Source organism: Sphingomonas yabuuchiae (assembly GCF_001477495.1).
Classification (GTDB): domain Bacteria; phylum Pseudomonadota; class Alphaproteobacteria; order Sphingomonadales; family Sphingomonadaceae; genus Sphingomonas; species Sphingomonas yabuuchiae_A.
In genome coordinates this window covers 17,337-30,135 of record NZ_LDTF01000086.1, presented here as the reverse complement: position 1 = coordinate 30,135, position 12,799 = coordinate 17,337, and the positions used below count along the sequence as shown (strand labels likewise).

The following is a 12,799-nucleotide window of genomic DNA, read 5'->3' as shown; positions in this document are numbered from 1 at the left end:
GCGGCGGCCTGCTCGGTCATCGGGGTAGGGGAGACGGGTGATCGCGTGTCGGTCATGGCTGCACCTTGGCCGCCGCACGGGCGCGGCGCGCGCGCCGCCAGGTCAGCAGCGCGAGGAAAAGGGTGACGGCGGCCGCCAGTGCGGCGACCAGTCGGAAGACGTCGTTATAGGCGCGGATATTCGCCTCGCGCGTGGCGGCCTGCGACAGCAGGGCAGCACCCTCCGCCCGTGCCAGCGTCGGGTCGCCGACCACGCCCGACACCCGCGCGCCGCCCGCCGCGATACGCTGCGTCACCTGCGGGTCGGTGGGATCGATATTCTGGACGATGGCGGCGCTGTGCGCCTTTTCGCGAACCACCTGATAGGTGCCGAGCAGGGCGGTGCCGCCCAGACTGCCGACCGAATTGAGCATCCCGAACAGCGCGATGAAGCTGATGACGTGTCCGGCCCCCTGTTGCAGCGCGCGGGTCATGCCGAACAACAGCGACGGGCCGAGGAAGAAGGTGGTCGAAAAGGCGATCACGGCTTGCGTCGCGTACAACTCCGGCGCGCGGGTCAGGTTGGTCGAGAAGCTGTCGGCATAGGCGGCGATGGCGACCAGGCCGATCGCATACATGACCGGGTGGGTCAGCTTGGTCGGGTTCAGCGTCACCGCGCTCATGACGACACCCGCGACCGAGGCGATGAAGGCGATGGTGAACAGCGTGCCGAACTGGTCGTTATTCTGGCCCAGCGCGGTCAGCAGGCCGACCGCGCCGAAATTCTGCTCGGAAAAGACGATGCGCGCCATCAGCGTGACGATGGCGAAGCGCACGATGTCGATCGACCCCAGCCAGCGGGTGTTGAGCAGCGGATTGGCGCGGTGATGCTCGATCCACAGCGCCAGCGCCAGCAGCGGGATGGCGATGACCAGCGCCCAGCCAATCCAGGCGGCCTGCGTCCACCAGACCAGCCGCCCCTGGCCCAGCACGGCGCAGAACAGGCCGATGGCGGGGGCGTAGAGCGCGAAGGTCAGGAAATCGAGCGGCTCGAACGCCTTGAGCCGCTGCGTCGGCGGCAGGCGCAGCGCGATGATCGAGGCCAGGCTGATCGCCGCCAGCCCGAACTCGAACAGGTAGAGCGTGCGCCATTGCGACATGGCGAGCAGTTCGGGCGAGAAGAGTCGGGCGAGCGGCGTCGCGCATTGCGGCACGCCGATGCCCAGCACGATCGCCTTCAGCCGCCATTTCGCCGGCAGCGCCTGCATCATATAATAAAGGCCCAGCGACGACAGCGCCGCCGCCGCCATGCCGCTGGCGCCGCGCACCGCGATGGCGGTGGCGAAATCGCGCACGAACAGATGGGCGAAGGCCAGAATCGTGTAGAGGCCCGAAAAGAGCAGCGCGAAGGGGCGCAGGCCGAATTGCTGGCGGAACTTGATCAGCAGCAGATTGATCGACGCGTTGGTCATCACATAGGCGATGGGCAGCCACGCGATTTCGGTCGGGTCGAGGCCCAATGCGCCCTGCAGCTGAATGGTGTTCACTTGGACCAGCGCATTGCCGAGGCCACCGGTCAGGCCGATCAGGACCGCGATCACGCCATATGCGATGCGCCGCCGGTTCGGATGATCGAAATTGCCGGGCGAGCCGGGAATGGTCGGCCGCTCATGGGGAGCGAAGGACCATTCCTCCTCGCTCCAGAATTGCCGAAACCGCGATGCCATCCCTGTCCTTTCGTCCCGTCGCGCTGAACGCGCAACCCGCCGACTCGGGTGCGTTCCGGAAAGCGCGCCGTCATCCGCGCGACGGAGCGGGGGATTTCAGGGTGTTGCGGGGCGGTATTCCACCCATTGGGCGATCGCCCGCCCGCGCCGCCCAGCTGGTCCGTTATCCGTCCAGCATCGCCCTGATCCGCGCCGCCAGGTCGGCAAAGTCGAACGGCTTGGTGATCAGCGCCACCCCGGCGTCCAGCCGCCCGCCATGAACGATCACGTCGCGGGCATAGCCGGTGGTGAACAGCACCTTCAGCTCGGGATGCAGCGACCGCGCGGCCGAGGCCAGGTCGGCCCCCGTCATCCCGCCGGGCAGCACCACATCGGAAAACAGCAGCGCGATCCGCGACGCGTCGGGCGCATCGAGCAGGGCGAGCGCCGATGCCCCGTCCTCCGCCTCGATCACGTCATAACCCAGTTCGCGCAGCGCCTCGGTCGAATAGCTGCGGACATCGGCATCGTCCTCGACCACCAGGATCGTTTCCGATCCGCGAACGGGATGCGCGGCGACCGGGGGCAGCTCCAGCGGGGCGGTGATCTCACCCTGGAAGCGCGGCAGGAACAGGGTGACGCAGGTGCCCTCGCCGGGGCGCGACTCGATCTGCACCTGCCCGCCCGACTGTTTGGCGAAACCATAGACCATCGACAGGCCCAGGCCGGTGCCCTTGCCGACCTCCTTGGTGGTGAAGAACGGCTCGAACACGCGGCCCAGCGTCGCGCGGTCCATGCCGGTGCCGGTGTCGCTGACGTCGATCGCGACATAATCGCCCGGATCGGTGGGATAGGGCACCGGCCCCGCCGCCATCGTCGCCAATCCGTCCAGCGTCGCATTGCGCATCGTGATCGACAGGGTGCCGCCATGCGGCATCGCGTCGCGCGCATTGACCGCCAGGTTCAGGATCGCGCTTTCCAGCTGGTTGGGATCGGCCTCCGTGACCCACAGATCGTCGGCCGATTCGACCGACAGGCGTACCTGCTCGCCCAGGGTCCGGGTCAGCAGGTCGGACAGCCCGTCGACCAGCCGCCGCGCATCGACCGATTGCGGGGCCAGCGGTTGCCGCCGCGAAAAGGCGAGCAGCCGCTGGGTCAGCGTCGCGGCCCGCCGCGCGCCCGTCATCGCATTGGTCGCGGACCGTCTGGCGCGCGGATGCTCGCCCTCCGGCAGGAACCGGTCGAGCATCTCCAGATTGCCGACCACGACCTGGAGCAGGTTGTTGAAGTCGTGCGCGATGCCGCCGGTCAACTGGCCGACCGCCTCCATCTTCTGGCTCTGGCGCAGTTGCGCCTCCATGTCGTGCAGCCGTTCCTGCTGCGCCAGCCGTTCCGAGACATCGGTCGCGAATTGATAGGCGCCGATCGGCGTCCCCTCGGCCGAGACCAGCGGGCTGAAGCGCAGTTCGTAATGGTGCCGCGCGCCCGTCAGATCGTCGAGCGCCTGGATGACCGAAAACTCCTCGCCCGCCAGCGCGCGCGTCCAGTAATCGCGCATCACCGTCAGGATCTCGGGCCGGTCGGCCATCGCCTCGGCCTTGTGCTGGCCGATCTGCGGGCGGGTGCCGAAGATACGTTCGAAATCCTCGGCCGCGGCGCGGTTGATCGCCAGATAGCGATGGTCGAAGCCCAGCACCTGGACCAGCGTGCCGGTGGAATCGATGATGTCGGCGAACAGCTTGCGCTCGGCCAGCGCCTCCATCACCCGGCGCTCCAGCACCGCATTCACGTCGCGCAGCGTCGCCTCGGCCCGGCGGCGCTCGTCGATATCCACGACCGTTCCGATCATGCCCAGAAAGGTGCCGTCATCGTCGAAACGCGGAACGCCGGACGCCATGACCCAGTGATAGCCGCCCTGCACCTGCGCCAGCCGATATTCGGTCTGGAAGGCGCGCGGCGCGACCAGGGCCTCGCGGAACGCCTGCTCCGCCGACGGGCGGTCGTCGACATGGACCATGTCGGCCCAGCCGAAGTGCAGGCCCTGTGCGACGTCCTGTCCGGTCTGAATGTGCCAGGTACGGTTGATATAGGTGCAATGGCCGTCGGTATCGGTCACCCAGATGACGATCGGCGCATAGTCGGCGACGTTGCGGAACCGCGCCTCGCTCTCGCGCGCGGCGGACAGCGCGATTTCGCGGTCCTGCCGGTCTCGCATCCGGGCGCTGCTGTCGATCACTGTCGCCAGGATGCCCGCCGGACGGCCGCTTTCGTCGGCGATGGGGGTATAGTCGAGGTCGAGCCAATGCTGCTCGGGCACGCCCTTGCGGTTCAGCATCATCGCCTGGTCGCGATAGGCGAGCGTTCGGCCCGCCAGCCCCTCGGCGATGACCTGGGTGTTGAATGCCGTCGCCTCCGGCCACACCCCGACCAGGGGCGTGCCCAGCATGGCCGGGTGCCGGTCGCCGGAAAATTCGGCATAGCCAGCATTGTAGATCAGGATGCCCTCAGGCCCCCAGATGGTGGCGATGGGGATCGAGGAGGCGAGCGCGATGGCGATCGCCGTCAACCGGCTCTGCGGCCAGGTGGCGATCGGCCCCAGCGGCGTCGCGGCCCAGTCATGCCCCGCGATCAGCCGACCCATCTCGCCGCTGCGCGCCAGAACAGCGGCAAAACCGGCGGGGATTTCGGCAGGGTCGTGGGCAGTCGCGGTCATCCTCGGTTCGGCTCCCCCTCGAAACCCGGTGCACTTGCCGCTGTAGCGTTGCTTTGGCGGCAGGAATAGAGGGGGTGGGCGGTATCTTGCTCTGGATGGATGCAATTTTCCATCATGCCCCCGTCGTCTTCGCGCAACGGCCCCGTGATTATGATCAACGGTCGTCATGACGACGACATTTTGCCGTGTCATCGAATCCCGGTCGCAGGACGTACTTTGTCACGGAGCCGATAGGCAATTGTGATGTTGGACTGCTAAAGGTCGGACAAAGACAAGGAGAGACAGGCATGAGCGCCCATGTTCACCCCGTTCCCGAATGGGCCGATAGCGCGTCCATGAATGCGGAACGCTACGCCCAGGCCTATGACGCCGCCAAGACCGATCCCGACGGCTATTGGCGCGAACAGGCCGGGCGTCTGGACTGGATCGCGCCCTTCACCAGCGTGAAGGACACCAGTTTCGACGAGGCGGATTTCCGCATCAACTGGTTCGCCGACGGACAGTTGAACGTCGCGGCCAACTGCATCGACCGGCATCTGGAAACCCGCGCCGATCAGGTCGCCATCCTGTGGGAAGGCGATGCCCCCGGCACCGACCGCCGCATCACCTATCGCGACCTGCACGAGCAGGTCTGTCGCCTCGCCAATGCGCTGAAGGGGCTGGGCGTCGCCAGGGGCGACCGCGTCACCATCTATCTGCCGATGATCCCCGAGGCGGCCTTCGCGATGCTGGCCTGTGCGCGGATCGGCGCGATCCATTCGATCGTATTCGGAGGTTTCTCGCCCGAAAGCCTCGCCAACCGGATCGTCGATTGCGATTCGCGCATCGTGATCACCGCGGATGGCGGTTGTCGCGGGGGCAAGGCGGTGCCGCTCAAGGCCAATGTCGACGCCGCGCTGGGGCATGACGGCGTTTCGGTCGACCATGTCGTCGTCGTCCGCCATAGCGGCGTGGACGTAACGATGAAGGACGGCCGCGACCAATGGTATGGCGATCTCATCGACGCCGCCGCCACCGACTGCGCGCCCGAGCCGATGGGGGCGGAGGATCCGCTGTTCATTCTCTATACCAGCGGATCGACCGGCAAGCCCAAGGGCGTGCTCCACACCAGCGGCGGCTATCTGCTCTGGGCGTCCTACACCCACCAGCATGTTTTCGATTATCGCGAGGGCGAGGTGTTCTGGTGCGCTGCGGACGTGGGCTGGGTCACGGGGCACAGCTATGTCGTCTATGGCGCGCTCGCCAACGGCGCGACCACGCTGATGTACGAGGGCGTCCCCAACTATCCCGATTTCAGCCGCTTCTGGCAGATCGTCGACAAGTACAAGGTCGCGACCTTCTACGCCGCGCCGACCGCGCTGCGCGCGCTGATGCGTGAAGGCGACGAATGGGTGAAGAAGACCGACCGCTCGTCCCTGCGCGTGCTGGGCTCGGTCGGCGAGCCGATCAACCCGGAAGCCTGGGAATGGTATCACAAGGTGGTGGGCGAGGGGCGCTGCCCGATTGTCGACACCTGGTGGCAGACCGAGACCGGGGGGCACATGATCGCGCCGATCCCCGGCGCGGTGGCGCTGAAGCCCGGCTCGGCCACGCTGCCGCTACCCGGCGTGCTGCCGCAAATCGTCGATGCCGAGGGCAAGGTGCTGGAGGGTGCGGTCGAGGGCAACCTCGTCATCGCCGACAGCTGGCCGGGGCAGATGCGCACCGTCTGGGGCGATCACGACCGCTTCTTCCAGACCTATTTCACCACTTATCCGGGGAAGTATTTCACCGGCGACGGATGCCGCCGCGACGAGGACGGCTATTACTGGATCACCGGCCGGGTCGACGACGTCATCAACGTCTCGGGTCACCGCATGGGCACCGCCGAGGTCGAATCCGCGCTGGTCGCCCATGCCAAGGTCGCCGAGGCCGCCGTCGTGGGCATGCCGCATGACGTGAAGGGGCAGGGCATCTACGCCTTCGTCACGCTGAACGCCGGTGTTGAGGAAGACGAGGCGTTGCGCGCCGAACTGGTCCAGTGGGTCCGCCGCGAGATCGGCCCGATCGCCACGCCGGACGCTCTGCAATTCGCACCCGGCCTGCCCAAGACCCGCTCGGGCAAGATCATGCGCCGCATCCTGCGCAAGATCGCCGAGAACCAGGTCGATGCGCTGGGCGACACCTCGACGCTGGCCGATCCGGCGGTGGTGGATCACCTCGTCGCCAACCGGATCGAACCGGACAAGAAGGCGGCGTGATCCGGGACGGGGCTGGTGGTTATCCAGCAGCCCCGTCTTCCCTTGGCCTTCGACTTCGCTCAGGCCGAACGGAGGCTTGTATGAGAGGCGTCATTCCCTTGCTCCGTTCAGCCTGAGCGAAGTCGAAGGCTACGCCCCAACGCCAAATTCAGGGCGTTTTTCGAACCGGCGGCAGGGCCGCGCAAATATCCACACCCCCCGCAGGCACGGTGAAGAAGTCGTTCTTCCGATTCTCCCGCCCCTTGATCCACGCTGCGAAGCGCGGCGACACCGTTTCGCGATATTGGAAATGCGGCCGCTCGGCGGCGGGGATATCGCTTGCCAGCCGTGCCGAGACGATCGCCAGCCGCTGCCCCTCATCCTTGTAGAAGCCCAGGTCGCCGGTGCCGCGCGGCAGGGTGGACAGCGCATCCATCCCGTCGACCACCCGGCCGACGACGGCGATGTTGCGGTCCAGCCCGCGCGGCGAATGTCCGATGATGGTGTAGAGTTCGGCCCCCGACCCCGTGCTGGGCGCCAGGTCGCGCGCGACGCCGACCATGCCATAGCAATGCGGTACCCATTCGCTGGACGCATCCCCCGCCAGCGGCCAGCCGTCACGGCTATAGCCCGCCCAGGCGGCATAGGGATCGGGCTTGCTCAGCCGCGCCACAGCGCTGTTGCCGGAGCGGATATATTCGGCCGGAGGATTGGCGACGATGCCGGTCGGCAGCGGCTTCTTCTCGGTCGCGTCGCCCCATTGCGCGACGTAATTCTCCTGCACGCGGTACACGCTCGTCCCCGCATCCCACCAATGCGCCCTTGCCAGCGCCCGGATATTGGCGACATGGACCGGCGCCTGGGCAGGCGCCAGCCGCAGCGTCACCGTCCGCCCGTTGGCCAGGGTGAAGACCAGCAACTCGTCATCGGGCACCGCGATCCAGTCGCCGGGGAGCGGATCGCCGGCCTGTGCGGCAGGGGCGGGGGAGGGCGAAGCCTGCGCCAGAAGCGCGGCGAGCAGAAGCGCGATCGTCATCACGCAACAGACTGCCCCAGCCCACCGATACACGCAATCGCTTGCGCGCCGCGAGGAAGCGCATTAGGGCCGCGTCTTCCAGGCATGGACTCATGCGGAGCGGTGGCCGAGTGGTCGAAGGCGCTCGCCTGGAAAGTGAGTATACGGCAAAACCGTATCGAGGGTTCGAATCCCTCCCGCTCCGCCAGATTTCGTTGATTTTACCGGGTAAAATCTAAGGCAAAAATCTCCTGCCTACATTCATGCCGACTTTTTATTTGGCGCTATACGCCTAAAGCGACCGCTGGCGGATGCCATGCTCGACGCCGCCGCGCTCAGGGATCGCGGGAAAAACTGGCGACGCCCAACGCAAAGCGGCGGGAAGTCCATCTCATTCGCGAGCGGCTGGGACTCCGCGAGCACCGTGCCTGCGACATCGTCGAGATTGCGCGTCGGGTTGTCCGGTATAAGCCGCTCCTGATTGTCAGCGACAATGACACCGAGCTCACCTCGGTCGCCATCCTACGGTGTCCGGTAGGGGGCAGATGGCGTGTCGCTGTCGGCCCCGGGCCAGCGCTGACCGGGTCGGATCGCGAAGCGACAGCAAGGCATGGATGCTGTCGCCGGGGGGCAGCACCGTGAGGTGGCGAAACGCCTCAACTTTCGCTGCCTCGACGTCGGGGAGGACATGCAAATGGTCATGTCTGACTTATCCTTGACGGAATTCGCGAATGAAAGCATGATATCACCAACAAAAGCCAAGAATGGCCGAGGGTTAGTTTGCCCGTGGGAGGATGTATGACGAGAGCGTTCCTGTTAGCGACGGTGCCGGCACTGCTGTTCTGCGAAGGCGGGGCGGCGGCACAAGCCGTCCAAGCGGTAGAGGCGGATCAGCCGCAAGGTGTGAACGCCCCTGCACCGGCGGAGCAGACGGGCAATGAGATCGTAGTCACCGGTTTTCGTCGCTCTCTCGATCTGGCCAATGATGCCAAGCGTCGCGCCGATGTCGTCAGCGACGTGATTTCCGCCGAGGACATCGGCCAGTTCCCCGACCTGAATCTGGCCGAGTCGCTGCAGCGGATCACGGGCGTGCAGATTACGCGCTCGGCAGGTGAGGGGTCGGGTGTTTCCATCCGAGGTCTGCCGCAGGAGTTCACGCGCGTTCAGTATAATGGGCGCACCTTGGGTAGCGGCGGCACCCGCTCCTTCGACTTTACGGCCTTCTCGGCGCTGTTCACCAGCGCGGTCGAGGTCATCAAATCACCGACCAGCGACATGATCGAAGGCGGTCTGTCGGGAACCGTCAATGTCCAGACTGCGCGCGCGCTGGCGATCGGCAAGACCACGGTCAGCGCGTCCGTCGAGGGCGTGTACGAACAGGAGCGAGGCAAGGTCACGCCCCGCGTTGCCGTGCTGGGCAACTGGGTCAACAAAAGCGGGACGTTCGGCATCAACGCCGGTGTCGCCTATGAGAAGCGCGAGTTTCTGGAAAAGTTCGTCAACACCTATGGTGCCGAAACAAGCCGGGAGTCGCCGCTGTTCAATGCGGCGGGGCAAGCCGTTCAGGGCGGAAAGACGCCGCCGATCGATTATAATCGCGATGGCGACTTCAACGATACCTACAGCTTCATGCACGGCTTCGACGTGTGGAACAATCGCGGCCGTCGCGAACGCCTGACCGGCATTCTGGGCTATCAGTTCAAGCCGAACGACAATCTCGAAATCTATGGCGACGCCTTTTACAGCCGCTTCAACAACGACACCTATACCCGGCGTGCACAGCTACGGATCACCGATATCGCGCCTCAAATCGCGGGCGGCACCAATTACGGGGTTCGGGGGAGCACGATCGATACCAGCTTCAACAACCGGCTGCTGGGCGGGTCGCAGGGGTTCCTGACCACGATCGACGCCGACGGCATCAGCAACCAGGCGACCGCGCGCGGCACCTTCGCACGTATCGAGGTGCTGTCGCTGGCGCAGGGCGTCAAATGGACAAGCGGCGCGCTCACCCTGGAAGGCCAGGGTGCCTATTTCCGGTCCACCAACAACAATCGCAATTTCGGCTTGCAGGCCCAGGCGCGAGCCTCTGCCGCGGTCAGCTTTCCTGACGGCATCGGCAACGGACCATCGATCCAGTTCAATCGCGGCTATGATCAGCTGAATCCCAACAACTTCTATCTGAATGTCGCCGATCTGGCTGCCTTCACCAGCAAGGACCGGAATTGGGAGGGGCGTTTCGACGCGACCTACGCGCTTCCCGATGGTGGCTTCTTCCGCTCGGTGAAGGCGGGCATCTATGCCAGCGATCGTCGCTTCCAGAATACCGCCGGTTTCGCCGTGCTGAATGCTGGCCAGATCGCGGCATTGTCGGGCGGCAAGCTGACCGTGACGCCCGGTATCGAAGGCGGTGGCGCCATCCAGGCGGGGGGCTTCCTCACCCAGGGCGATTTCTCCGGGCTGCCCGGCAATCCCCAGTTCCTCGTCGTCGACACCGGCAAGTTCGACGCGATCGTGCCGCGATCGGCCTATTTCGACGATCAGAACATACCGCCCCAGGCCGGACAGGGTTTCGACGTGGGTGAAAAGACCTTTGCGGCTTATTACCGTACCGACTTCATGAACGGCGACGAGCGGCTGGCGGGCAATATCGGATTGCGCTGGGTCCAGACGCGGACGACCTCGATCGGCTTGATCCCCGATCTGACCAACATCATCATCGAGCCCGACAGGGTGAACGTCACCGTGCCGGCCGCCGGGCAGACATCGGTGAAGGGCGTGTACAGTGCGCTGCTGCCGAGCCTGAACATCCGCTACAACCTGACGTCCGACCTGTTGATCCGTGCTGCGGCGGCCCGCGTCATCGGGCGACCCGGATTGGGCCAGTTGTCGGCGGGCACCTCGGTCGATGCCAATGTCCGCTCGATCAACTCGGGCAACCCGACCCTGCGCCCGTACAAATCCGACCAGCTCGACCTATCGCTCGAATATTATTTCGCGCGGGGTGGCCTGTTGTCGGCAGCGGTTTTCTACAAGCACCTGACCGACTATATCGTGTCGGGCCAGACGACCGAGGTCTACACCGTGTCGTTGCGAACCGGCGGTACGTCGACGCTGGAATTCCGTCGCAATCAGCCGTTGAACCTGCTGAACGGCGATGTGAAGGGCATCGAACTCGCGGCACAGCTGCCCTTCTCCTACATCACCTCGGCGCTTGATGGTCTGGGGCTGTTTGGAAATTATACCTATATCGATGCGCCCTCGATTCCGCGCACCCAGGGCGGCGAGTCCTTCCCGCTCGATGGCGTGGCCAAGCATAACTACAATATCGGCGGTTATTTCGAGAAAGCCGGCTTTGCGGTACGCGGCTCCTATTCCTATCGTGGCCGCTATTCCAACGGCGGAGGAACGTTCGGCGACGGCAACTTCGTCGAGCCCTATGGCCAGCTCGACGGTTCGATCAGCTACAAGGTCACGCCCGCTATCGATGTCAGCATGGACGTCACCAACCTGCTCGACGCCCATGCCAAGCAGGTCAATTCGTTCGGCTTGTTCTCGTTCGAGGGCTTTACCGGGCGGCGGTTCACGGGCGGTGTCCGGTTCCGCTTCTAAAGCAATGACGTGGATCGGGCCCCAGCGGTCCGATCCACGTCGAAGAATTCAGGAGATGCGTACAAGACCACAGTAAGGCGAGAAACCATCGGTGGCAGACGATGCAGGCGAACTCGCCGAGCAGGTTCTTGCCGCCGGCGTCCGACGGCAAGTGAATTTCCCGCGCTGGCCGTTCAAAGTCTTGCTCGAACCTGTGTGTCGCCCGCACCACGCGAAACGCGACGTCCTTTTCCGGACGATCGACGTCTCCGGCATAGCGGCTCGGCTCAGTGTCTGCGAAGGAGGGATTTGGAGGGCCATGGCGCAGACATAATGCTCATCCGGAGCTCGTGCGGCCCGCCGGAAATCCCTGACATTTTGCCTCAGCGTTCGACCTTGTGGCTCTGCCCCAGGCGCAGCGTCATGTCCCACAAGGTCTGAACAGGGGGCTCGGTATCCTTGGTGTGGCCGGGCAGCGTCGCGACCAGCCCGCGCGCCAGTGCGAGCCCCAGATCGCCGAGGTCCAGCGAGAAGCAGGTCAGGTCGGGGGACAGGGCGCGACAGGCGGGATTGTCGCGCAGGCCGATCACGGCGACGTCGCGCCCCGGCTCCAGGCCCAGGCGGCGCAGCGCGCGATAGGCGCCCACGGGCGCGGTTTCGCCCATCAGCAGCAGCGCGGTCGGGCGGTCGGGCATGGCCATCAATTCGCTGGCCGTCGCCTCACCGTCGCTTTCGTCGGTTTCGCCGTGATGGACGAGCGCAGGGTCGAAGGGGATGCCTGCGCTCACCAGCGCATCGCGATAGCATCGGACGACGATATGGCTGTTGTTGATCGTGGCGGGCGGCGCGACCAGGCCGATGCGGCGATGCCCCGCCTCGGTCAGCAGCGTCATCGCGTCGCCCATGACGCCCTCGAAATCCAGGTCGATCCAGGCATAGTCGCGCGCGATCGCGGTGCGTCCCAGCGCGACGAAAGGGATGGTGCGGTCGAGCAGGAAGGGGATGCGCGGATCGTCATGCTGTGTCCCCGACAGCACCCAGCCATCGACCGTCCCGCGCGAGACATGGCGGCGCAGGAAGGTCAGCGCATCCTCGCCCTTACGCGCCAGCAGCACGACGAGATCGAGGTCATGCTCGCTCAGGCCGTTCTGCAACCCCTCCAGCAGCGCCATGAAGAAGGGGTCGCCGTGGATGGCGCTGTCATGCTCCAGGGTCAGCATGAAGCCGACCGTGCCCGTCCGCCCGCTGCGCAGCGTCCGCCCCGACTGATTGGGGATATAGCCGTGCTTGGCCGCCGCCTCGACCACCCGCTGGCGGGTCGCCGGGCTGACGTCCTTGCGATCGTTCAGCGCGCGCGACACCGTGCCGATCGACAACCCCAGGTGACGGGCAAGTTCGCGTATATCCATGGGTCCGTTGATCGCGGCGCGGCGCTTTTTGCACAAGCCCCTTACCAACGCCCCTGCGTACCAGGGCGAGGACGGCCTGCCTGCTCACAAAGTCATTGACAGGCGAGCGGAGTGGACCGATACCCGTAAACGTTTACGGCCATCGCAGAATGGCATCGAGAGGATCGG

At 65.4% G+C, this 12,799-nt stretch carries 6 protein-coding genes and 1 tRNA gene; 3 read left to right on the top strand and 4 right to left on the bottom strand.

Going from position 1 to position 12,799, the window contains the following annotated elements:
- Positions 1 to 52 precede the first annotated feature (52 nt).
- Together NS355_RS14250 and NS355_RS14245 are read right to left on the bottom strand one after the other, a co-directional pair.
- Positions 53 to 1,705 carry an MFS transporter gene (locus tag NS355_RS14250; protein WP_058746312.1) on the bottom strand — a complete coding sequence of 551 codons (1,653 nt, stop codon included), beginning with the start codon at positions 1,703 to 1,705 and terminating at the stop codon, positions 53 to 55.
- Between the two features lie 163 nt (positions 1,706 to 1,868).
- Positions 1,869 to 4,397, bottom strand: coding sequence for a PAS domain-containing protein (locus NS355_RS14245; protein ID WP_058746311.1), 2,529 nt, complete (start codon positions 4,395 to 4,397; stop codon positions 1,869 to 1,871).
- A 287-nt stretch (positions 4,398 to 4,684) separates the two neighbouring features.
- Here NS355_RS14245 and acs point away from each other — a divergent pair, with 287 nt between their 5' ends.
- Positions 4,685 to 6,637 (top strand): acetate--CoA ligase, encoded by a 1,953-nt coding sequence (gene acs, locus NS355_RS14240; RefSeq protein WP_058746310.1) that lies wholly within the window; start codon positions 4,685 to 4,687, stop codon positions 6,635 to 6,637.
- Between the two features lie 148 nt (positions 6,638 to 6,785).
- On the opposite strand, the gene NS355_RS14235 is transcribed toward acs, so the two are convergent.
- Positions 6,786 to 7,652, bottom strand: a complete 867-nt coding sequence (locus NS355_RS14235) for a peptidylprolyl isomerase (RefSeq protein WP_058746314.1) — start codon at positions 7,650 to 7,652, stop codon at positions 6,786 to 6,788.
- 96 nt (positions 7,653 to 7,748) lie between these two features.
- Here NS355_RS14235 and NS355_RS14230 point away from each other — a divergent pair.
- Positions 7,749 to 7,839: transfer RNA gene (locus NS355_RS14230), tRNA-Ser, on the top strand.
- 590 nt (positions 7,840 to 8,429) lie between these two features.
- A complete protein-coding gene (locus tag NS355_RS14220; protein WP_084787977.1) occupies positions 8,430 to 11,243 on the top strand; it encodes a TonB-dependent receptor in 2,814 nt (937 codons plus the stop codon).
- A 362-nt stretch (positions 11,244 to 11,605) separates the two neighbouring features.
- On the opposite strand, the gene NS355_RS14210 is transcribed toward NS355_RS14220, so the two are convergent.
- Complete coding sequence (locus tag NS355_RS14210; protein WP_058746306.1) at positions 11,606 to 12,631, bottom strand: substrate-binding domain-containing protein; 1,026 nt, start codon at positions 12,629 to 12,631, stop codon at positions 11,606 to 11,608.
- Positions 12,632 to 12,799 lie beyond the last annotated feature (168 nt).

What these genes read in the sequence shown, in the direction of transcription:
- NS355_RS14250 (WP_058746312.1), bottom strand. Translation starts at nt 1,705, where the DNA reads ATGGCATCGCGGTTTCGGCAATTCTGGAGCGAGGAGGAATGGTCCTTC.
- NS355_RS14245 (WP_058746311.1), bottom strand. Translation starts at nt 4,397, where the DNA reads ATGACCGCGACTGCCCACGACCCTGCCGAAATCCCCGCCGGTTTTGCC.
- NS355_RS14235 (WP_058746314.1), bottom strand. Translation starts at nt 7,652, where the DNA reads ATGACGATCGCGCTTCTGCTCGCCGCGCTTCTGGCGCAGGCTTCGCCC.
- acs (WP_058746310.1), top strand. Translation starts at nt 4,685, where the DNA reads ATGAGCGCCCATGTTCACCCCGTTCCCGAATGGGCCGATAGCGCGTCC.
- NS355_RS14220 (WP_084787977.1), top strand. Translation starts at nt 8,430, where the DNA reads ATGACGAGAGCGTTCCTGTTAGCGACGGTGCCGGCACTGCTGTTCTGC.
- NS355_RS14210 (WP_058746306.1), bottom strand. Translation starts at nt 12,631, where the DNA reads ATGGATATACGCGAACTTGCCCGTCACCTGGGGTTGTCGATCGGCACG.